Annotated in this window: 18 protein-coding genes, 1 tRNA gene and 1 pseudogene; 14 read left to right on the top strand and 6 right to left on the bottom strand. The window is 67.3% G+C overall.

Annotation, left to right across the window (positions count from 1 at the left end; translation table 11 throughout):
* Positions 1–36: 36 nt before the first annotated feature.
* Positions 37–1,167: a LysM peptidoglycan-binding domain-containing protein gene (locus N7367_RS05960; RefSeq protein WP_053517112.1), complete on the bottom strand. Its 1,131-nt coding sequence runs from the start codon at positions 1,165–1,167 to the stop codon at positions 37–39.
* Positions 1,168–1,293: 126 nt separating this feature from the next.
* Between N7367_RS05960 and def the strand changes: the two genes are divergently transcribed.
* The 5 genes from def to N7367_RS05935 all read left to right on the top strand — a co-directional run bounded on the left by def (position 1,294) and on the right by N7367_RS05935 (position 7,330).
* Positions 1,294–1,806: a peptide deformylase gene (def, locus tag N7367_RS05955; protein WP_053517114.1), complete on the top strand. Its 513-nt coding sequence runs from the start codon at positions 1,294–1,296 to the stop codon at positions 1,804–1,806.
* 121 nt (positions 1,807–1,927) lie between these two features.
* Positions 1,928–2,851: a methionyl-tRNA formyltransferase gene (gene fmt / locus N7367_RS05950; protein WP_053517116.1), complete on the top strand. Its 924-nt coding sequence runs from the start codon at positions 1,928–1,930 to the stop codon at positions 2,849–2,851.
* Between the two features lie 3 nt (positions 2,852–2,854).
* Entirely contained in the window at positions 2,855–4,186 is a 1,332-nt protein-coding gene (gene rsmB / locus N7367_RS05945) for a 16S rRNA (cytosine(967)-C(5))-methyltransferase RsmB (RefSeq protein WP_279941958.1), read from the top strand.
* A 22-nt stretch (positions 4,187–4,208) separates the two neighbouring features.
* Positions 4,209–5,921 (top strand): glycosyltransferase family 39 protein, encoded by a 1,713-nt coding sequence (locus N7367_RS05940; RefSeq protein ID WP_279941957.1) that lies wholly within the window; start codon positions 4,209–4,211, stop codon positions 5,919–5,921.
* A gap of 164 nt (positions 5,922–6,085) precedes the next feature.
* Positions 6,086–7,330 carry an O-antigen ligase gene (locus N7367_RS05935; RefSeq protein ID WP_229765804.1) on the top strand — a complete coding sequence of 415 codons (1,245 nt, stop codon included), beginning with the start codon at positions 6,086–6,088 and terminating at the stop codon, positions 7,328–7,330.
* Positions 7,331–7,342: 12 nt separating this feature from the next.
* Here the strand turns inward: N7367_RS05935 and N7367_RS05930 are convergent.
* Positions 7,343–8,110, bottom strand: a pseudogene (locus tag N7367_RS05930) (glycosyltransferase family 2 protein); the annotation flags it as partial.
* Between N7367_RS05930 and N7367_RS05925 the strand changes: the two are divergent.
* Entirely contained in the window at positions 8,109–9,167 is a 1,059-nt protein-coding gene (locus N7367_RS05925; RefSeq protein WP_279942000.1) for a CDP-glycerol glycerophosphotransferase family protein, read from the top strand. The pseudogene N7367_RS05930 and the gene N7367_RS05925 overlap by 2 nt on opposite strands.
* 100 nt (positions 9,168–9,267) lie before the next feature.
* Here N7367_RS05925 and N7367_RS05920 read toward each other — a convergent pair whose 3' ends face one another.
* From N7367_RS05920 to N7367_RS05905, 4 genes are all read right to left on the bottom strand, one after another.
* Positions 9,268–10,791 carry a PH domain-containing protein gene (locus tag N7367_RS05920; protein ID WP_279941956.1) on the bottom strand — a complete coding sequence of 508 codons (1,524 nt, stop codon included), beginning with the start codon at positions 10,789–10,791 and terminating at the stop codon, positions 9,268–9,270.
* Positions 10,788–11,288 carry a PH domain-containing protein gene (locus tag N7367_RS05915; protein WP_065181593.1) on the bottom strand — a complete coding sequence of 167 codons (501 nt, stop codon included), beginning with the start codon at positions 11,286–11,288 and terminating at the stop codon, positions 10,788–10,790. Before N7367_RS05915 ends, N7367_RS05920 begins: the two co-directional genes overlap by 4 nt.
* 74 nt (positions 11,289–11,362) lie before the next feature.
* On the bottom strand, positions 11,363–12,499 hold the full coding sequence (gene ribA, locus N7367_RS05910) for a GTP cyclohydrolase II RibA (protein ID WP_279941955.1): 1,137 nt from the start codon (positions 12,497–12,499) through the stop codon (positions 11,363–11,365).
* Between the two features lie 74 nt (positions 12,500–12,573).
* Positions 12,574–13,494, bottom strand: a complete 921-nt coding sequence (locus tag N7367_RS05905) for a lauroyl acyltransferase (RefSeq protein ID WP_065174456.1) — start codon at positions 13,492–13,494, stop codon at positions 12,574–12,576.
* A gap of 61 nt (positions 13,495–13,555) precedes the next feature.
* On the opposite strand from N7367_RS05905, the gene dtd reads away from it, so the two are divergent.
* The 8 genes from dtd to N7367_RS05865 all read left to right on the top strand — a co-directional run bounded on the left by dtd (position 13,556) and on the right by N7367_RS05865 (position 20,560).
* Positions 13,556–13,996 carry a D-aminoacyl-tRNA deacylase gene (gene dtd, locus N7367_RS05900; RefSeq protein ID WP_053517128.1) on the top strand — a complete coding sequence of 147 codons (441 nt, stop codon included), beginning with the start codon at positions 13,556–13,558 and terminating at the stop codon, positions 13,994–13,996.
* Between the two features lie 92 nt (positions 13,997–14,088).
* Complete coding sequence (gene rpoD, locus N7367_RS05895) at positions 14,089–15,942, top strand: RNA polymerase sigma factor RpoD (RefSeq protein ID WP_053517130.1); 1,854 nt, start codon at positions 14,089–14,091, stop codon at positions 15,940–15,942.
* Positions 15,943–16,055: 113 nt separating this feature from the next.
* Complete coding sequence (locus tag N7367_RS05890; protein WP_279941954.1) at positions 16,056–16,841, top strand: HipA domain-containing protein; 786 nt, start codon at positions 16,056–16,058, stop codon at positions 16,839–16,841.
* A gap of 24 nt (positions 16,842–16,865) precedes the next feature.
* Positions 16,866–16,941: transfer RNA gene (locus N7367_RS05885), tRNA-Ile, on the top strand.
* A 1,002-nt stretch (positions 16,942–17,943) separates the two neighbouring features.
* Entirely contained in the window at positions 17,944–18,228 is a 285-nt protein-coding gene (locus N7367_RS05880) for a CnrY/NccY family anti-sigma factor (RefSeq protein WP_279941953.1), read from the top strand.
* Positions 18,228–18,674, top strand: coding sequence for a periplasmic heavy metal sensor (locus N7367_RS05875; RefSeq protein ID WP_046984169.1), 447 nt, complete (start codon positions 18,228–18,230; stop codon positions 18,672–18,674). The genes N7367_RS05880 and N7367_RS05875 overlap by 1 nt, the downstream gene beginning before the upstream one ends.
* A gap of 15 nt (positions 18,675–18,689) precedes the next feature.
* The gene (locus tag N7367_RS05870) at positions 18,690–19,247 is read left to right on the top strand and encodes a sigma-70 family RNA polymerase sigma factor (protein ID WP_143048169.1); all 558 of its coding nucleotides are present in this window, start codon (positions 18,690–18,692) and stop codon (positions 19,245–19,247) included.
* A gap of 89 nt (positions 19,248–19,336) precedes the next feature.
* Entirely contained in the window at positions 19,337–20,560 is a 1,224-nt protein-coding gene (locus tag N7367_RS05865; RefSeq protein ID WP_279941952.1) for a TolC family protein, read from the top strand.
* Positions 20,561–20,659 lie beyond the last annotated feature (99 nt).

Raw genomic sequence — 20,659 nt, 5'->3', positions numbered from 1 at the left:
CTTCGCGTGCGGCTGTCAGGGATGTTCCCGGCAACCCTACTTCGTGTCCGGATGCAGCGCGCTGTAGCCCACCCGTACAGGCTTCACGCCCTGCATCACCAGCGCATAGCTGACGTTGTCGAAGGTGCGGAACACCATCGCATGCGCGGCGTACTCGTCGGGCAGCGAGACCCGGCCGGCGCCGGTACTGAGCGAATCATCCATGCGCGAGGACCCCGGGTACTTCATCCGGTGCGCGACGTGGCGGCCCGGCCGCCACAGCGAGAACACGGTGCCGTTGTCCACGCCCTGCGCGCGGCCCGCCGAAATGGCGATCACATCGCGTGGCCCGCCAACGCTGAACATGTCGGTCACCGCGAGCACACGCACGTCCACGCCCTCGACGCCCGCCGCCGGCACATGCGGGACGAACTGCAGGTCGTAGGGCCTTGCCTCGACCGGCACCAGCCGGTCGCCGGCGCGGACTTCACGCCCGCCGCTGTTCTTGTCCAGCACCAGGGTGGACGCCTCGACCTTGCCGCCGGCAACCTGGGTGATGGTGCCGGTGCCGACCTGCATCAGCTCGTAGCCCAGCATCTGGTGCGCACGTCGCGTCGGCGCGTTGTAGGCCCGCCACAGGTTGCCGCTGCCGGGGGTGACCTCGCCATTGGCGGTCAGGTCCTCGGTGGGCTTGGGCACGCCATAGCGCACGGTCGGGCGCACCACGGCCCAGCGCTGCCCGACCTGGGCATCGGCCAGGCGCACGTACACGGCTTCGCCACTGCTGGCGCGCAGGCGGTCTTCTTCCAGGCCCGCCACGTAGGGCAGGTGGTCGATGCGGTCGACCACGCTCAACTGCTTCAGGAACGGCTCGACCTGGGCCAGCGGAATGGCATCGATCGGGGCCTCCTGGCGGGGCCCGGGCTGGGCCGTCACACGGTCCAGGTAGGCCAGGCTCAGCACGTCACCCGGATAGATCAGGTGCGGATTGGCGATCTGCGGGTTGGCCTGCCAGATCTCCGGCCACAGCCAGGGCTTCTGCAGGAAACGCGCGGCGATATCCCACAGCGTGTCCCCTTTTCGGACCACATAGGTATCCGGGTGCCCGCCATTCACTTCCACGGCGGTAGCATAGGCAGCCACGGTCAGCATCGCCGCGGCGACGACCGTACGAAAACGAAGCAACATAGGTGTGAAGCCCTGATTCCCCAACAGGTCCGCGCACTATAGTCCAGAAACCGGGGCGCAAGGCAAGCGTTGCAGCTAGAATCTGCGACGTATGCCGGCGTGCCGGCCCCCTATCCGGAAACTGCCATGGCCCTCCTCCCGATTCTTGAGTTCCCCGATCCGCGCCTGCGTACCAAGGCCGCGTTGATCGACGCCGCCGAAGTGACCACGCCGGCCTTCCAGGAACTGGTCGACAACATGTTCCAGACCATGTACGACGCGCCGGGCATCGGCCTGGCCGCTACCCAGGTGGACGTGCACAAGCGCTTCATGGTCATCGATGTCAGCGAAGAGAAGAACCAGCCGCTGGTGTTCATCAACCCGGAGATCGTCGCCAAGGACGGGGGCCGGGTGTACCAGGAAGGGTGCCTGTCGGTGCCGGGCATCTTCGCCGACGTGACCCGTGCCGACACCATCACCGTGAAGTTCCTTGACCGCAATGGCCAGGAACAGCAGATGGAGGCCGGTGAAGTGCTGGCCACCTGCATCCAGCACGAGATGGATCACCTGGACGGCAAGCTGTTCATCGATTACCTGTCGCCGCTCAAGCGCGAGATGGTCCGCAAGAAGCTGGCCAAGCAGCGCAAGCACGTGGCGTGATCGCCGCTCCGGGCCGCCCGCAGGGGTGGCCCGTGCCCGCGCGCAGCGCGCGGGCTGTACGGCGCCGGCCGACGGCGCCGTTTTCTTTCCTGCACGAATCCATCCTGCAAGTGGGGTAGCCATGAGGATTGTCTTTGCCGGTACGCCGGAATTCGCGGTGTCATCGCTGCGCGCAGCGGCGCGCCACCACGAGGTCGTGGCCGTCTACACCCAGCCTGACCGTCCGTCAGGTCGTGGTCGCGGCCTGGCCCCCTCGCCGGTGAAGCTTGAGGCGGTGGCCCGCGGCATTCCGGTGTACCAGCCCGAATCGCTGAAGGACGAAGCGGCCCAGCAGCAGCTGCGTGACCTGAAGCCGGACCTGATGGTGGTGGTGGCCTACGGCCTGATCCTGCCCAAGGCCGTGCTGGCCATCCCGACCTACGGGTGCTGGAACGTGCACGCTTCGCTGCTGCCGCGCTGGCGCGGTGCGGCGCCGATCCAGCGCGCGATCCAGGCCGGTGACGAGACCACGGGCGTGTGCCTGATGCAGATGGAAGCCGGACTGGATACCGGCCCGGTGCTGCTGCACCAGGCGCTGCCGATCGCGGCCACCGATACCGGTGGCCAGCTGCACGACAAGCTGGCCGAGCTGGGTGCGCAGGTGTTGTCCGATGGCCTGGGACTGCTGCGCGCCGGCATCAAGCCGATCGCGCGGCCGCAGCCGGAGCAGGGCGTGACCTACGCACACAAGCTGGACAAGGCCGAGGCGAAGCTGGACTGGGCGCAGGATGCAGCGGTGCTGGCGCGGACCGTGCGCGCGTTCAACCCGTGGCCTGTCGCCGAAGCAACGCTGGCCGGCGAGCGCGTGCGCATCCATGGCGCCGTGGCGCAGGCGATGGAGCACGGTCAGGCACCGGGAACGGTACTTGCTGCCGGCCGCGAAGGCATCGACATTGCCTGCGGCCAGGGCGCGCTGCGCCTGCGCGTGTTGCAGCGCGAAGGTGGCAAGGCGATCACTGCCGCCGATTACCTCAACGCCCGTCGCGACCTGCGCGTGGGAGCGTAAGCGGTGACGAAACAGAATGACTTCTCCATCGCCAGGGCGGCGCCGGGTGCAGCCACCCGCATGCTGGCCGCGCGCGTGCTGGCCCAGGTGTTCACCCGTGGCCGTTCGCTGAAGGCGGAACTGGCGTGGGCCCTGCCGAAGTTGGCCGACAGCCGTGATCGGGCGTTGCTGGAAGCGCTGTGTTTTGCCGTGCTGCGCCGTCGCAGTACCTATGACGCGGCATTGCAGGCGTGGATGCAGAAGCCGCTGTCGGCGCGCGATGCAGACCTGCGTACGCTGCTGATGGTCGGCTTCGCCCAGCTGGACGTGCTGGAACTGCCGGCGCACGCGGCCCTGTCGGCCACCGTCGACGCAGCGCGTGCGCTGGGCCGTGAGCGCCAGGCGGGCCTGGTCAATGCCATCCTGCGCCGCGCCCAGCGTGAGGGATTCCCGGAACAGCCGGCCCGCGATGCATTTCCGGCCTGGCTGGTCGAGGCCATCGAGCGCGACTGGCCGGCGCAGGCCGAGGCGATCTTCAGCGCCAGCCTGCAGCCTGCGCCGCTGTGGCTGCGCGCCAACCGCCAGCACGGTGGCCGCGAGAAAGTCCTGGCCGTGCTGGCCGAAGCCGGTATCGTCGCCGAGCCGAGTCCGCTCAGTGCGGACGCGTTGCGGCTGGCGACGCCGGTCGCTGTCAACCAGCTGCCCGGCTTCGCCGAGGGCGCGCTCTCGGTGCAGGATCTGTCCGCGCAGTGCGCGGCCGATGCGCTGGCGCCGGCCGCCGGGGCGCGGGTACTGGATGCCTGCGCCGCACCGGGCGGCAAGTCGGCGCACCTGCTGGAGCGTGATCCCAGCCTGCGCCTGCTGGCGCTGGACATCGACGCCCGTCGCCTGGCGCGTGCCCGTGACACGTACGCGCGCACGGGTGTCGGTGAGGGCGCACAGACCCTGGCGGCAGACGCCAGCGATCCTGGCGCGTGGTGGGATGGCACGCCGTTCGATGCGATCCTGCTCGATGCGCCCTGTTCGGCCACGGGCGTGATCCGCCGCCAGCCGGATGTGATGTTCCACCGCCGCGCCGAGGACATCGATGCGCTGGTCGGCGTTCAGGCCCGGCTGCTGGAGGCATGCTGGTCGATGCTGCGCCCCGGTGGCGTCCTGCTGTATGCCACGTGCTCGATCCTGCGTGCGGAGAACATCGAGCAGATCCGCGCGTTCCTGAGGTGGCACCCGGATGCGGTGGCGCAGCCGTTGGACGAGGCGTTCGGGCTGGATTGCGAAGGCATTGCACGCCAACGACTGCCCGGTGACAGCGATGCTGACGGATTCTTCTACGCGCGTCTGCTAAAAGCGGTGTGAATCCGCTGCCGTTCAAGTCCTCATGCTGAAAACCCGCGCGTCGCGAGAGACGTGGTTGTTCGTGGTGATGGCCCTGCTGGTGCTGGGGGCTGGACTCGGCCTGCGCGATCCCTGGCCGTCGGATGAGCCGCGCTTCGCGCTCGTCGCCAAGCAGATGGTGGACAGCGGTCACTGGTTGTTCCCGCATCGCGGCCTGGAGCTGTACTCGGACAAGCCGCCGATGCTGATGTGGTGGCAGGCCACGCTCTATCACCTGATCGGCGATTGGCGGCTGGCGTTCCTGCTGCCCTCGCTGATCGCCGCGCTGGGCACGTTGTGGTGCGTGGTCGATCTCGGTGGTCGGCTGTGGACGCGACGCGTCGGCCTGTACGCAGGCTGGGCACTGCTGTTCGCACTGCAGTTCACCTTCCAGGCGAAGAAGGCACAGATCGATCCGCTGGTGGTGCTGTTCATCACCCTGGCCAATTACGGGCTGCTGCGCCACCTGCTGCTGGGCCCGGCATGGCGCTGGTGGTGGCTGGGCTGGTTCTTCGCCGGGATCGGCGTCATCACCAAGGGCGTGGGCGTGATCGCCCTGCTGATGCTCGTTCCGGCCGTGATCGGCTCGGCCCTGCGGTGGAACGGTGTGCGCCTGCATGCGCGCGACCTGCGCTTCTGGCTGGCGCCGCTGGCGTTCCTGCTGGCCGTGGCGCTGTGGCTGCTGCCGATGGTGCTGGCGGCGCTGGCGACCGGGCTGGACGAGTACCGCGCCTACATGGACGACATCCTGTTCCAGCAGACCGCAGGGCGTTATGCCCAGTCCTGGGACCATCACCAGCCGTGGTGGTACTTCCTGGCAATCATGCCGTCGATGTGGATTCCCCCGTTCCTGGCACTGCCGTGGGCGATTCCGGCCTGGCGCCGCCGGCTGCAGCGACGCGACGCGCGCTACCTGCTTCTGCTGGGGTGGTGGTTGCTGATCGTGCTGTTCTTCTCGATTCCCGAGGGCAAGCGCGATGTGTACATTCTCCCTGCGCTGCCGATGTTCTGCCTGGCCCTGGCGCCGCTGCTGCCCGGCCTTCTGCGTCGTCGCGACGTGCAGGCACTGCTGGGGCTGTTCACGCTGGCCCTGGCCCTCGGCACGCTGCTGGCAGGCGCACTGGCATTGCTGGGCGAGCCGGGATTTGAGTCGAGGCTGGAGCACGAACGTGGTCTGGCACCGGGCGTGATGGATGCGTTGGCCTGGGCGGCGCTGGCGATGGGCGCCTGCGGTGTGGCCAGCCTGTTGCTGTCTGGCCGTGGCCGGCGTCATCTGGCCATGGTGTCGACCCTGGCCACGGTGTGGGTGCTGTACAGCCTGGTGGGCTACCCGCTGTTGAACGATTCGGGTTCGGCGCGGGGCCTGATGCGCCATGTGGGGGAGCGCATCGGCCCGCAGGCCGAGTTGGGCCTGGTGGCCTGGAAGGAACAGAACCTGCTGATGGCCGATCGACCGGCGGCCACGTTCGGCTTCAACACCCCCTGGGATGAACAACTGCAGGCGGCGACGCGCTGGCAGCGGCTGGTGCCGGCGCGGCGCTGGCTGCTGGTGCAGGAGGACGCCCTGTTGCCGTGCGTGGACCGCGACCGGGCCGAACCGGCGGGCGTGGCCAATCGTCGCCGCTGGTGGCTGGTGCCGGCGGAGGCGGTGGTCACGCCCTGCCGGGCCAGCGATCGCGAGCGCGAACGTGAACGGCGTTTGCAGGAACGGGGATAACGACCTGTGTCCACGCTTGTCCAGACTGCCCAACAGGCGACAAAGGCAGTAAAACAGCACACTGGGAGTGGCCGTTGTGGCCGCCCCCGTTCTTCCCGCACACCCGCAGCGAAACTTCCGACGTGCCAGCTCCACCGGACAACCTGAACCCCGCGGCCGGCGACCTGCCGGGTGCCCCCGTCGGCGGTCGGCAGCGCACGGCGCACTGGCTGGCGCAGATCGGTCTGTTCTGCCTTCCGGCGCTGGTGCTTACCGTGCCAATCAACCTGCTTCCGTATGGCCTGTTGCTGCTGGCCAGCACGCTGCTGGCGCCGGAACTGCTGTGGCGCGCCCGGCACATGGGCGGGCAGCCGGTGAAGGTGCTGACCTGGCTGATGCTCGCGGTGCTGGCGCTGGGCCTGCTGTCGGTGCTGCTGTTCGAGCAGGGGCTGCGCGATGTCGACAACCGCTCGCGCTTCGTGGTGATCCCCTGGATCGCCCTGTGGGTCTGCGCGTTGCGCCCGGACCTGCGCTGGCTCTGGCGTGGCGCGCTGGCCGGGCTGCTGGTCACCTTCGCGATGTCGCTGTGGCAGGTACTGCAGGGGGCTCCGCGTGCGGAGCTGTTCACCAATGCCATCGTGCTGGCCGACATCGTGATGGTGCTGATGGTGCTGCTGGTGTTCTGCCGACCTTCGCGACGCTGGTCGCTGGTGATCGTCGGCATGGCGGCCGGCTGTGGAACCATCGTGTTGACCGGCAGCCGTGGCGTGTTCGCGGCGTTGCTGGCCCTGCTGGTGGTGCTGGCGCTGAGCCTGCGCTGGCGGACCGGCACCGCCCGTTTGTCGGTGCTGGCGGGCATGCTGGCGATCGGCGCCACCCTGCTGCTGTCGGTGCCCGAGCTGCGTCACCAGGTGCGGCTGAGCGAGCTGCACAGCGACATGCAGCGCATGGAGCAGGGCGACAGCGACTCTTCCGCCGGTGCCCGCGTGGAGCGTCTGCAGGTTGCCTGGGATACCTTCCTGGACCACCCGCTGGTCGGTGTCGGAATCGGCCATTTCGATGACGCGATGCAGCGTGTGCCGGTCTGCCGCGAGAACCCGGACGAACAGCGCTGCCATCTTGGGCATGCCCATAACGACGTGGCCGAATGGGCCGCCACCCAGGGCATGCCCGGCCTGCTGCTGCTGCTGGCGGTGTATGGCGTTCCGCTGTGGGTGTTCGTGCGCCTGCATCGGCGCAGCGGGCGCAGTACGTTCCGCGGGCCTGCCGCAGCCGGGATCATGATCGTGACCACGTACGTACTGTGCGGGCTGACCCAGTCGATGTTCGCGCACCAGATGACGGCCAGCTTCTACGTCACCATCGTCGGCCTGCTGGCCGGGTTGTCGATCCTGGAAGGTGCCCGCCACCGCGGGGCCAACGCGGGTTGACGCCTCGCCGCCGAGCATCCACAGCATGATGGTCTTCTGCCGCACGTAGTTGGCACGCACGTAGGCATAGACCAGGCCGTGCCAACCATCGCGGAAACCGCCGCGGAAAATGAATCCCCGCCAGAAGCGCCAGGCCGGCGCCAGCACCAGCTTGCCCAGGGTGGCGCGCTTGCCGCGTGCGAACTCGTGCTCGGCCATCATCCGCGCGTACTTCTCGGTCTTGGCCAGTTGCTGCTGCAGCGAGCGGTAGGGGTAGTGGATGAGGTCACCGCGCAGGGTGCCGACGCTGCCATCGACGCTGGCGGCCTCGTGGATCTCACGGGTGCCGCGCCAGCCGCCGCGGCGGCGGTCGAACAGGCGCATCACCCGGTCCGGATAGGCGTTGCCGTGGCGCAGGAAGCGGCCGAAATACTCTGAAAGGCGGGCGAAGCGGTAGCCCGCGTGGCCGCTGAATCCCCCCTCGCGGGCCTGTTCGATGGAGGCGCGCAGTTCCGGGCTGATGCGCTCGTCGGCATCCAGGCACACCACCCAGTCATGTGCTGCCTGCTCGACGCAGAACGCCTTCTGGCTGCGGAAGCCATCGAACGGCCGCTGCAGCACGCGGGCACCGGCAGCCTCGGCGATGGCCACGGTGGCGTCGCTGGAATACGAGTCCACCACGATGATCTCGTCGCAGAAGGCCAGCGAGGCCAGGCAGTCGCCGATGCGGCCGGCCTCGTTGAACGCGATAATGCACGCCGAGATGCGAGGCCGTTCGATGGGAGCGGTCGTGGAGGACATGATGGCCGGGTACCTGTTGTTTGCGACGGAGCGCTATGCGCTGCCTATTCTCGCCCCGTTGGCGCAGGCCTTGCACGCGTCCGGGCAGGAGGTGGCTGCCTGGTTCGAAGGTGGCGCCGCCGGCAGCCAGTTGCCGGGCGTGCCCGTGATCGGCCTGAAGCAGGCCCTGGCGATGCGCCCGCGCGCGGTGTACAGCGCGGCCAACTGGGTGCCGACGTTCCTGTCCGGTGCCAAGGTGCAGCTGTTCCATGGCTTCAACGTGGAGAAGCGCGACAGCGCACGTGGCCATTTCCGGGTACGCGGGATGTTCGACCTGTACTGCACCCAGGGCCCGGCCACCACCGCGCCGTTCCGCGACATCGCCGCCCTGCAGGGTCACTTCGCGGTGGCCGAGACCGGCTGGCCGAAGCTGGACCCGCTGTTCCGCGACGATGGTGGCGAAAGCGCCGCGCTGCGCGCAGCGGCGGGCGGTCGTCCGGTGATCCTGTTCGGCTCGACCTTCACCGAGCGGCTCAGCGCCGCCCCGCACCTGCATGCGCAGATCGCCGCCGACATCGCGGCCGGGGAGCGCTACTGGCTGCTGACCCTGCACCCGAAGTGCCCGCCGGAGCTGTTCGAGCGTTACCGTGCGCTGGCCGGCGCCAATGCCCGCTTCATCGAGCCAGAGCAGGTCATGGCCGCACAGCGCGCCGCCGACGTGCTGGTGTCCGATACCTCTTCGATCGTTTCGGAGTTCATCGTCCAGCACAAGCCGGTGGTGACGTTCCGCAACCGCGTGCCGAAACCGCACATGATCGATTTCGACGTGCCGGCGCAGCTGCCCGTCATGCTGCAGCGCGCGCTGCACCCGGATGCCGCCCTGCAGGCGGAGATCGTGTGCTATGCCGACGCGATCCATCCGTACCGTGACGGCCGCTCCAGTGAGCGGGTGATTGCCGCAACCGAGGATTTCCTGTCCGGCGAGATGGGCGCGCTGCGCCGCAAACCCTTCGGCAGCTGGATGCGTGACCTGCAGATCCGCAGGGATCTGGGCTACTGGGGGCCATCACAGCGGTGATCGGGGGATGTAGAGCCACGCCCACGCTCGGCTGTGGCAAGCCGAGCATGGGCTCGGCTCTATAGTAGATCCACGCCAGGCGCGGAAGGGCGGCAACGGATCACCAGCGCAGCTTGCGGCGCGGCAGCGCGGCGGCCAGCTGCGCCATCAGTGCCCGTGCCTGTGCGTGCGGCAGGTAATGCAGCGCCAGCGCCACATCACCATGCGCGCCTGCGGTGTCCAACTGCAGGCTGGCCGTGCCCAGCAGCCTGTCCAGCGGCGAGCGCTGCAGGCGCAGGCCCTGCAGCTTGTCCAGTTCCGCCCAGCGCCACCAGCGCCTCCACCATCCGCCGCGCACCGCGACGTAGCGATCATCCAGATGCCAGCCCATGCGCGCCATCTGCCGATGGGCGACCCACAGCGCGACCGGCAGCCAGCCCAGCACCAGCAGGCCGGGTGTTCCCCAGCGCCAGTACATCGCGGCGGCCAGCAACGGCACCAGCAGTACGCTGCCCAGGCACAACCGCCACCAGCCGCGCTGCGGCACCGGCTGCCACTGCGCGGGCGGCCACTGCAGCTGCGGCAGCAGGTGCTGCACCAGATGATCGCAGTCGGCGGCCGGTGCCAGCGGCGCGAGTTCGCGCAGCGCCCGATCTTCCTCGCGGGTGGGGCCGCCGGCAGCGCTGTCAATCTGCAGCTGGCGCCGCCCGAACCAGCGTTGCAGGGTGCCTTCACGCAGGGTCCAGGCCTGGATGCGCCGGCGCGCCACGCTGCTGCGCGTGCGGCTGAGCAGGCCTGCCGCGACCGTCAGCCGGTGTTCCTGCTCGGTCAGGGTGAAGCCGGCATAGCGCAGCAGGGCCAGCACCACCGACAGCAGGCGCATCAGCAGCCAGCCTGCGACCAGCACCAGCGCGGCCAGGATCAGCAGGCCGGCAAGGCCCTCGTGCAGCTGGCTGGCGTAGCCGAATGCCTCGCGTCCTCCGCTGGAGATCACGCCGTCCAGCGAACGGCGCGGGATCACCTGCAGCAGCGCACCGATGGCGGCGGCGAACAGCACCCAGCCGCGGTTGGACAGCAGGCCCAGCCGGATCACTTCGGCGGTGGACATACGCAGCAGCACTTCATCGGTCGGGTCGGCGGTGGCAGCCGGTGCGTTGCCAGGCGCCTTTCCGCGCTGCTTCACCAACTGCTCCAGTGCCAATGCCTGGTCCAACCGCAGCACCCGCATCTCTGCCTCCGGGCGCACGCCGCCGGCCGACTCCAGGCGCAGCTCGGCCACGCCGAACAGCCGGTGCAACGGGTTCTGCCGCACTTCCACGTTGTGGATGCGGGCGAAGGGAATTTCCCGGCGGTTGCGCGCAAGCAGCCCGCTGCGCACGGTGATCGCATCACTGCCGATGCGGTAGCGGTAGCTCAGGTACTGCAGCACCGAGACCACCACCAGCGCGGCGATGGCCAGCAGCGGCATCAACTGCGCCCACAGCGGGTCGCGGTCGCCACGCTGGCCGAACACCAGCAGCGCGACCAACGGCAGGAAGTAGTGCCGCAGCTGCATCAGCAGCACGAACAGCCATGACCAGGGGTGTAGGCGCTGTTCGTCGCCGCCGCGTGGCAGCGGGGGCGGCAGGGGCGGTGGCTGGCTCACAGGGCGTCGGCGTCCTGGTCGAGCTGGTGGGCCAGGGTGTCGCGCAGGCGTTCGGCGTCGGCATCATCCAGGCCGCTGACAGTCACGGCACTGAGGCGGGTGCCTGCGGTGTGCACGATCAGCGTCGCCAGGCCGGCACGCCGCTCCAGCGGACCACGGCGCAGATCCAGGTGCTGCACGCGCGAGACCGGTACCTGCGTTTCGGTCTGCCACATCAGGTCCCTGCGCAGGCCCAGGCCCTGTGCGTCCAGGCGCCAGCGTGTGCGGGTCAGGCGGCGATGGCCCAGCCACGCGCCGAACAGGGCGCCGACCAGCAGGCCCGACGCTGCACCCCACAGCCCGGCAGGCAGATCGAAGAACCACCACGCGGCTGCCAGCGGTGCGCCTGGCACGAACAGTCCACCGAATGCGCCTTCCAGCGCGGCCAGGCGTGCGGCGCGGGCCGGCAGCGGCTGCCAGTCGTTGATGGGCACAGCAGAAAGAGGCTGGTCGGTCACACGGGCTCCGTCGGGCGGCAGGGCAGGCGGGGCGGCCGCAGCCGCACCGCGCAGACGGTAGCAGGTCGGGCGCGCTACTGCGCCGCCTGGATCAGTGCATCGACATCGAGCAGATGGCCGGCACGGTCGGCCTTGGTGCGCAGGTAGTGTTCGTTCTCGGCCGTGATCTCGCCAGTGACCGGAATGCAGTCCAGCACTTCGATGCCGGCATTGCGCAGGCGCTGTGCCTTGGTCGGATTGTTGCTGAGCAGGGCCACGCGGCTGATGCCCAGGCCGCGCAGCATCGCCACGGCGCTGCCATAGCGTCGCTCATCGGCGCCGAAGCCCAGTTGTGCATCGGCGTCGATCGTGTCCAGCCCGTCGTGCTGGTAGCCATAGGCGCGCATCTTTGCAGCGATGCCCGTTCCCCGGCCTTCCTGGTCCAGGTACAGCAGCACGCCGCCGCCCAGTTCCTTCAGTTTGCGCAGACCGCGTCGCAGCTGGTCCCCGCAGTCGCACTTGAGCGAACCGAACAGGTCGCCGGTCAGGCACGAGGAGTGCACGCGTACCGGCACCACGGCAGACAGGTCCGGGTCGCCGACGATGATCGCCACCTGGTCGCGTTGTGCAACGCCGCCGCGGAACACCGCGAAGGTGGTCATGCCGACATCGCGCAGCGGTACCGGCGAACGGGCAACCAGCTCATAGTCGTGGGCGGCGTGCGCCGCACCTTCGGCCAGGTCGCACAGGGCGACGTCGGCGGCGCCGTCGAAGGTCGCATCACCCGCATCCAGGCGCACCGCGACCATGGCCGGCAGCAGCAGGCCCAGGCGGGCCAGTTCAACCGCGCCGGCATCGAAGGCATCGCCTGCGGTCCAGTGAGCCGGCATCGGCCCGGGCTCGCGCAGGTAGCCCAGCGTCGGCAGGGCGTCGAAGGCGATACCGGCCAGCGGCAGGCGCACACCGTCAGGTGCCTCCACCCCCAGCACGCGGGCGCGGGTCGCCGTCAGGAACAGGTAATGACGCTCGCGCGCTGCGCTGGCAAAGGCGGCAAAGCTGCTGGCGGTGGCGCTGTCCAGCGCGATCACGGCCAGGCGTTGGCCCTGGCCGTCGTGAAGCAGGACCGGGCGACCGGCGCGCAGTTCCGCGACCGCGCGCTCGCAGCGGATCGCGGCCGGGTCGCCGAACAGGGAGGAGGCAGCAGGCATGGCAGGACCGGGGGAGGCGGACATCGCAGTCTCTATGGGGGCGCCGGCGTCGTATTCAACGTGCTGCGGCCGCCGGTCGCAGGGCGGCACGGTGGGACTCAGTGCGGGTGTTCCTCGGTCGCGTAGGGATCATCCTCGCCGCTGCCCGGTGGCCGCAGCGTATAGCGCTTGTAGGTCCACTGGTACTGCGCCGGATCGCGGCGGGCGATGCGTTCGATCCCGGCGTTGAGGGCGGTGGCCGCAGTCTGCGGGTCCGGGTCGGCCACTGCGGGGTCGGCCGGCTCGACGTGCAGGGCGAATTCCATGTCCGGCCCAATGCGCTCGCACCAGCCATACAGGACGATGGCGCCGGTGCGTTCGGCCAGGCGGTTGACCAGGGTCATGGTCAGCGCCGGCACACCGAAGAACGGAACGAACACGCCGTCACCGGCCTTCGGCTGCTGGTCCGGCAGGATGCCGGTGGCGCCACCATCCTTGAGTACCTTGAACAACTGGCGCACCGCCGGGCCCTCGGCGCGCACCTGCTGCACGTTCTGGCCACCCCGCACCAGCTGCAGGAACGCGTCGCTGGCTTCATCCTCCGGCGGCTTGTAGACGATGGCGATCTGTCCGCGCGAGGCCAGCCACTGGTTCAGCAGCTCCCAGTTACCGAAGTGCGGCGCGGCCACGATCACGCCCCTGCCGCTGGCCAGCGCCGCGTCATACAGCGCTTCACCGTGACGCTGCTTCAGGTGCAGGCGCAGGTTCTCGGCCGGCGGGCGGCTCCACAGGCGCAGGGTCTCGATGGCCTGCAGGGCGGTGGAGCGCAGCAGATCGCGATGCAGGCGCTCGCGCGCAACGGGGTCCAGATCCGGGTAGGCCAGCTCCAGGTTGCGGCGGGTGACGCGACTCTCACGGGCGTTGAGACGGATCCAGGCCCAGGCCAGGGCCTGCGCGACGCCGCGCAGCAGCGGCCAGGGCAGGCGCGTGAACAGGGTGGTGGCGCGATAGGCCAGCCGGGCTTTGCGTTGCGGGTTCATCCACGCAAGTTTAGCCAAGGGCGCTGCTATCGTGGCCGGCCCCCCGACCGGAAACCCACAGATGCTCGTCCTGATCCAACGCGTCAGCCAGGCCGCCGTCCACGTCGATGGCGAGGCCGTCGGCCAGATCGGCCCTGGCCTGCTGGCCCTGGTGGGGATGGAGCCGGGCGACACCGAGCCGCAGCTGCAGCGCATGGCCGAGCGCCTGCTGGGCTACAGGGTGTTTGCCGATGAAGCCGGGAAGATGAACCGCTCGCTGCGCGATACCGGCGGCGGCCTGCTGCTGGTCAGCCAGTTCACCCTGGCGGCCGACACCCGGTCGGGCATGCGCCCCAGCTTCACCACTGCGGCACCGCCGGCCGAGGCTGAACGCGGGTTCAATCGATTTGTCGACATCTGCCGTGAAAATCACGCGCCAGGGGTGGAAACGGGCCGCTTTGGTGCCCATATGATCGTCAGCCTGGTCAATGATGGTCCCGTGACCTTCCTTCTCAGGCCCTGAAGCCGCCGGGACCACCGCCCGGCAGGCGGGGCCCCGGGCTGGTATAATGCTACGTTCCCTATTTCCTACCCAGCCGGTGGCGCGAGCACTACATGGCCAACGAACGTCCTGCCCAATCCGAAATCAAGCAACTGATCAGCAAGGGCCTGGAACAGGGCTACCTGACCTACGCCGAAGTCAATGACCATCTGCCGGACGACATGGTCGACCCGGAACAGATCGAAGACATCATCGGCATGATCAACGGCATGGGCATTGATGTCCATGAAGTTGCCCCGGATGTGGAGACTCTCCTCCTCAACGACGGCAACACCGGCAACCGCGAAGTCGACGACACCGCGGCCGAAGAAGCCGCTGCCGCGCTGAGCGCGCTCGACACCGAAGGTGGCCGTACCACCGACCCGGTGCGCATGTACATGCGCGAAATGGGTACTGTCGAGCTGCTGACCCGCGAAGGCGAAATCGCCATCGCCAAGCGCATCGAAGAAGGCCTGGGCCAGGTACAGGCCGCACTGGGCCAGTTCCCGGTGTCGGTCGAATCGCTGCTGTCCGATTACGAAGCCCACAAGGAAGGCAAGAAGCGCCTGGCCGAAGTGATCGTCGGCTTCAACGACCTGACCGACGAAGAGCCGGCTCCGCCGGCGGCCGCCGCCGATGACAGCGACGATGCCGACGCCGAAGCCGACGAGGACGAGGACGATGATGTCGACGGCGCCGATGAGGAAGCCGCACCGACCGGTCCGGACCCGGAGGAAGTCGCCGCGCGCATGCAGGCGCTGAGCGATGCCTTCAATGCCTTCAAGAAGGCCGCCGGCAAGGGCGACAAGAAGAACCTGCCGCGCCTGCGCGAAGAGATGTCGGCCGTGTTCGTCACTCTGAAGCTGCCGCTGCCGCTGACCGACGTGCTGACCAAGCAGCTGCGCGACACCATGGCCGAGATCAAGAGCCATGAGCGCCGCGTGCTGAACCTGGCCACCGTCACCGCGCGCATGCCGCGCAAGGATTTCATCCGCTCCTGGGAAGGCAACCAGACCAACCTGGAGTGGGTGGAAGACGCACTGAAGCGCAAGCAGAAGTGGTCGTCGGCGCTGCGTGAGGTGAAGGACCAGATCATTGCCGAACAGCAGGCCACGATCGACATCGAGAAGCTGACCCAGCTGGACCTGGAAGAGCTGAAGGAAATCAGCCGTGCCATGGCCTACGGTGAAGCCAAGGCGCGCAAGGCCAAGAAGGAAATGGTCGAGGCCAACCTGCGCCTGGTGATCTCGATCGCCAAGAAGTACACCAACCGCGGCCTGCAGTTCCTCGACCTGATCCAGGAAGGCAACATCGGCCTGATGAAGGCCGTGGACAAGTTCGAGTACCGCCGCGGCTACAAGTTCTCCACGTATGCGACCTGGTGGATCCGCCAGGCCATCACCCGCTCGATCGCCGACCAGGCGCGCACCATCCGTATTCCGGTGCACATGATCGAGACGATCAACAAGTTGAACCGCATTTCCCGCCAGATGCTCCAGCAGTACGGCCGCGAGGCCACGCCGGAGGAGCTGGCCAAGGAAATGGACATGCCGGAAGACAAGATCCGCAAGGTGATGAAGATCGCCAAGGAGCCGATCTCGATGGAAACCCCGATCGGCGACGACGAGGATTCCCATCTGGGCGACTTCATCGAGGACACCAATGTGGAGTCCCCGATCGAGAACACCACCAACATCAATCTGTCTGAAACCGTGCGTGACGTGCTGGCCGGCCTCACCCCGAGGGAAGCCAAGGTGCTGCGCATGCGCTTCGGCATCGACATGAACACCGACCACACGCTGGAAGAGGTCGGCAAGCAGTTCGACGTGACCCGCGAGCGCATCCGCCAGATCGAAGCAAAGGCGCTGCGCAAGCTGCGTCACCCGAGCCGCTCGGAACAGCTGCGCAGCTTCCTGGATATCGATTGATTCCAGCGGTTGTGTCGTGAACTGGAAAACCCCGCCTCGGCGGGGTTTTCTTTTTTCGTAAATTAATTCGTAGCTATCCCGAATGGGCAACTGCTGCGCTGGAAGGCGAAGATGTGGGTTCCTCGCCCGGCGGCGAACAGCCCAAGTTCACCGCGACGGTCGAGCACGATGGCGGCCGCTATGCCGCGCTGGTGAAGTTCGCCCTGCCAGGCGCGGGGGAGGCTGCCGAGCGATGGGCAGACCTGTTGGTCTGCGAGCATCTGGCGCTTGAGGTTCTGCGCGAGGCGGGTGTATCTGCAGCAGAATCGTCGCTCATCCAGACCGACAGCCACTCCTTCCTGGAGGTGAAGCGGTTTGATCGCTCGCCGGGCACCCTGGGACGGCGTGGATTCGTGTCGCTGTTGGCCCTGTCCTCCGCGTATGTGGGTGACGTAACCATGGATTGGGGGCAGGCGGGTGAGCAGTTGCGAGCGCAGCGGTGGATCCATCAGGAGACCACAACCGCCCTGTCGCGGCTGCACGCCTTTGGGCAATTGATCGGCAATACAAACATGCATCAGGGCAACGTCGGCTTCCATCTGCTGGATCGGGGGGCGTTGCCGCTTGCCCCTGCCTACGACATGCTGCCGATGTCCCTGGCCCCCTCGCGAACGGGCGTTCTGCGGGCGACAACGCCGCTTCCCCCCGGTCGCACCACGGCGCGCAGGCCAGCTGGATCACCTGCAATGGGCGGCTCCGCTCGCGGTAGATTTCTGGGAGCGGGTTGCAGCGTCTGGCCTGCTGCGCTCCAAGGTGCTGCTAGAAGTGGCCGGACAGAATGCAGCTCGGGTCCGGGCCATGGGCAATGGTTTCGGCTGAGGCACGCTTCTGCGGCCGGTCGGTGGCGAGAGAAGGCCTGACTCAACTACACTTTCACGTTGCACGGGCCTATAGCTCAACGGTTAGAGCAGAGGACTCATAATCCTTTGGTTCCAGGTTCGAATCCTGGTGGGCCCACCAATTGATGATCCTATTGTTGTCCGATGTGTGGGTGTAACCATAAGTTGGCCGTGAAGGCCAACTGTTACTGACATCGAAAGCATGAGTTGGCCCCGAGTTGCTGGAATTTCCGAGTACAGCTAGACGCGGTAAGGCAGGGGCATCCTGAGAGGCGTAAGTTGGCCGGAATGGCCAACTTATGATGACGTGCATTGCCACTTTCTTGAAGAGCTCCCCGTCAGGCCTGGGCTGGTGTCGTGCTGCCACCCGTCATCAATGGCGCTAAGATCCAGAGGACGAGCTCTGGTGATCTCCACATGGGACCTGAAGGTTCAAACCTGTCTGAAAAGAATGAGCCATCGTGCTCAGCGGAGGCGGCTTCCGCTGAGCGGAGAGGCCGCCTTGCGTGCAATTGGCTGACCTCCGTAGAGGTGGCCAAGCGCTTCGCACTCGATGGTCAAGACGTGGCCCAGCAGATGAATCAGCTTAGAGGAGCGGGGACCGTTCTAGCTGTCTATTGGGAGATCCACGGTGGTAGCTGGCGTTACCCTCCATGGCAATTTGGACAAGATGGACGACCTCTCCCATTTCTTGCGGAGATCGTAGGAGTTCTTCGTGAAAGTGGTCTGTTCTTGGACGCACAGGGCCGGTCCACAGGTTGGGGCGAATTAGAGTGGTTTATGACTCGCCATGCGCTCCTTGGTGCGGCCACTCCTATCGAAGTTCTTCAGACGGACCCCCGCAGCGTATTGACGGCAGCTGAGCAGGAGTTTCATGGCGCGTAGTCGAGAAGAGTCTGCGCGTAGAACCGCTTTGGAGAACTAGGTTCCGCGCGAGTGGCACTTTTTGGGGGCAACGTGTCTGATTCTGGCCGGAAGCAGACATCGTTGACGGCTCTCGCGAAGGAACAGATTCCGGCTGGTCTAGGCTGGTCTATTCAGATACTACGTTCATCAACTGCTAGTGTTCGAGGGGAAACCGCCCTGGCAGCCGTATGAAGTATGTGGACGAGGAGATCTGCAGATGAACAACCTTGATGACTGGCTTGCAAAAGCCGCAAACGCAACGCGCGCAGATGCCAGCGCGGGAACCGATGCGCTGCTGGCCCGCTTGGCCCAGGAGCCGCCACCTGCCAAATGGGCGGGACGCCGCGAGCTCCGCCGCGCTGTAACCTGCGCGGCGCTGTCTGCGGTGCTGACCTGTGGCGGGGTGGGCTCTGCATTCCTCGTCACCCAGTCCAACCCGCGGCCCACCTGGGTCGCGGCGCCGGCTGCCATGTCCCCCTACGCCCTGCTGGTGGAACGCTGATGGCTATCGGAACCGCCATGCGCCTGCCTCTGGCGACACTGGCCGGCGCGGTCATCGGCGTGGTCTGCGCCCTCGGCATCGGCTGGGGCTGGCACTACCTCAACCCCGGCCACAGCGACCTGCATGAGCGGCTGCACGCCGTGGTGCCCCTGGATAATTCTGAGAAGGACATCCTGCAGGCCAAAGAGCAGCTGTTCGCCACGCGCCGGGGCGAGATCGAGGCGCGTCTGCGGATCGCCAACCGTCAACTTGCCGATGCCATTGCGGCTGATCCTCGCTGGAGTCCGCAGGTAGAGGCGGCAAGCAGGGAGGTCGAGCGCGCGGCGGGCGATCTGCAGCGCATCACGCTGGAGCACGTCTTCGAGATGCGTGCGGGGCTGAAGCCCGATCACCGCGCTGCCTACGACAAGGCGCTGCTGGACGCGCTGCGCAACGATTCCCCTTGAAAGCATGGCCCGAGCGTGACGATCGAGGAAGACAACAACTGGGCCGTCGAAGCTGCTGCGGGTGACCCAGCGGCATTCGCGCGCCTGGTGCGCAGGCACTCGCCGGCCATCACCCAGATGGTGCGAGGCATGGGCGTTCCGGAAACCGACGTGGACGACGTCGTGCAGGAAACGTTCGTGTCGGCGTGGCGCGCGTTGGCTGAGTATGACCCCGCTCGCCCGGTGCTTCCGTGGTTGATGCGTATCGGAATCAACAAGGTTCGCGATACCCAACGTTTCCGCCGGGTGCGTTACTTCCTGTTCAAAGCCCGGCCCATCGACGATGAAGAGAGCCGAACGCTGGTATCGGACCAGGCCGGCCCGGAACAGAGCGCCAGTTCCAGTCTTGAACTCGCCAGCGTGATGCGCGTGCTGGACAGTATCGATCCCGCCTTGCGCGAGGCACTGGTGCTGACGGCATTCGTAGGCTTGTCCCAGGTCGAAGCAGCCGCTGCGCTGGGCATCAGCCTGAAAACGATCGAGGGCCGGGTGCTCCGTGCCCGGGCAAAGCTGGCTTCGGCGTTGGGAAGGTAAAAAAAACTCCAGATCTGAGGGGAGCGGCACACCGGCCGCGTAGTGCATGAGACGACCGCTGATGCGGCATCACTGCACTGGACCCCTGGATGAAGTACTCATTGCTTGCCTTGTCGACACTGCTGGCGCTGGCCGGCACATCGGTGGCGTGGGCTGCCGACGCGCCCACCTACGAAGATCTGCTGGAACAGAGCAGGGCGCAATCGCCCTACCTGCAGGAAAAGCGCTTCGACACCGCAGCGGCCGCCGGCGATGCCCGGCAGGCCAGAGCATTGCGCAACCCCACTATCGACGGCCTTGTCGAGAATCTCAACGCACCCTTAAGCAATGGCAGCAGCCAGCGCCAGACCACCTACACCGTGACCCAGCCGCTGGAGATCTTCGGCCAGCGGAGCGCGCGTATCCAGGCGGGCGAGAAGGGCCTGCAGGCGGCCGAAGCTCGGCAACACCAAGCGCAGGTTGAGTTCTCGGCAGCGCTGGCGGTGGCCTACGCCGCTGCCGAGGCCAGCCTGATTCGCCGGGCAATCGCGCAGGAGGATGTGGAGCGCGCCGAGGGCGACCTGCGTGCGGCCAAGGCTCTGGTGGAAGCTGGCAAAGAGGCCAGCCTTCGTTCCGCCCAAGCCCAGGCCGGCCTGAGCGCGGCGCAATCGGCTGCTGCCAGTCGCGATGCCGAGACGACGGCTGCTCTTGAGCAGTTGTCGGTGCTGGCCGGCCAGACCGAGACGTACTCAGGTGTGGGCCAGTCCCTTCTGGAGCGCGACTGGCCAACGGTGGGCGCAACCGCAGGCGATGCCACGGCGGTGCTGACAGCCAAGGCGGACGTGGACGCTACCGAAGCCCAACTGCGTATCGAAAGGCTCAAGCGTGCGCCGGACCTGAACGTGTCTGCAGGGCGTCGCAGCTTTGCAGCAGGTGGGGACGCGCTGGTCGTGGGCCTTTCGCTGTCCGTACCGCTGTTCGACCGCAACAGTGGCGGCATCAGCGCCGCCCGCGCCCGTACCGACGCGGCCAGGGCGCGATTGGACGCTGCGCGCCTGCAGAGCCAGGCAGATCGCGCTACCGCGTTGTCCCAGGTGGCTGCGGCACGACGCGGCCTCGAGGCAGCTGCCGAGGGTGAAAAAGCCGCGGCCGAGGCCTACCGCATGGGCCGGCTGGGGTATGAGGCCGGCCGCACGCCATTGGTGGAACTGCTGCTCAGCCGCCGCACATTGACTGATGCGCGGTTGGCGGTCGTCGATGCGCGCCTTGCGCGAGTCCGTGCTTACGCATCACTTGCAATGGCCAATGGCCAGATCGTCTTCGGAGACCGTTGAATGAAGCGAAATACTCCTTCCGTGAATACTCTGGGCATGCTTGGCGTCGCCGCGCTGGCGCTTGGCGCAGGCTTCGGCATCGCCCGCCTTTCACAGTCC

It is taken from the genome of Stenotrophomonas sp. GD04145, assembly GCF_029835135.1.
GTDB classification, from domain to species: domain Bacteria; phylum Pseudomonadota; class Gammaproteobacteria; order Xanthomonadales; family Xanthomonadaceae; genus Stenotrophomonas; species Stenotrophomonas maltophilia_P.
The sequence above is the reverse complement of the archived record's forward strand: the minus strand, read 5'-3'. Positions and strand labels throughout refer to the sequence as shown.

What these genes read in the sequence shown, in the direction of transcription:
- N7367_RS05880 (WP_279941953.1), top strand. Translation starts at nt 17,944, where the DNA reads ATGAACAACCTTGATGACTGGCTTGCAAAAGCCGCAAACGCAACGCGC.
- N7367_RS05960 (WP_053517112.1), bottom strand. Translation starts at nt 1,167, where the DNA reads ATGTTGCTTCGTTTTCGTACGGTCGTCGCCGCGGCGATGCTGACCGTG.
- N7367_RS05925 (WP_279942000.1), top strand. Translation starts at nt 8,109, where the DNA reads ATGATGGCCGGGTACCTGTTGTTTGCGACGGAGCGCTATGCGCTGCCT.
- fmt (WP_053517116.1), top strand. Translation starts at nt 1,928, where the DNA reads ATGAGGATTGTCTTTGCCGGTACGCCGGAATTCGCGGTGTCATCGCTG.
- rpoD (WP_053517130.1), top strand. Translation starts at nt 14,089, where the DNA reads ATGGCCAACGAACGTCCTGCCCAATCCGAAATCAAGCAACTGATCAGC.
- N7367_RS05905 (WP_065174456.1), bottom strand. Translation starts at nt 13,494, where the DNA reads ATGAACCCGCAACGCAAAGCCCGGCTGGCCTATCGCGCCACCACCCTG.
- def (WP_053517114.1), top strand. Translation starts at nt 1,294, where the DNA reads ATGGCCCTCCTCCCGATTCTTGAGTTCCCCGATCCGCGCCTGCGTACC.
- N7367_RS05875 (WP_046984169.1), top strand. Translation starts at nt 18,228, where the DNA reads ATGGCTATCGGAACCGCCATGCGCCTGCCTCTGGCGACACTGGCCGGC.
- N7367_RS05940 (WP_279941957.1), top strand. Translation starts at nt 4,209, where the DNA reads ATGCTGAAAACCCGCGCGTCGCGAGAGACGTGGTTGTTCGTGGTGATG.
- ribA (WP_279941955.1), bottom strand. Translation starts at nt 12,499, where the DNA reads ATGTCCGCCTCCCCCGGTCCTGCCATGCCTGCTGCCTCCTCCCTGTTC.
- dtd (WP_053517128.1), top strand. Translation starts at nt 13,556, where the DNA reads ATGCTCGTCCTGATCCAACGCGTCAGCCAGGCCGCCGTCCACGTCGAT.
- N7367_RS05865 (WP_279941952.1), top strand. Translation starts at nt 19,337, where the DNA reads ATGAAGTACTCATTGCTTGCCTTGTCGACACTGCTGGCGCTGGCCGGC.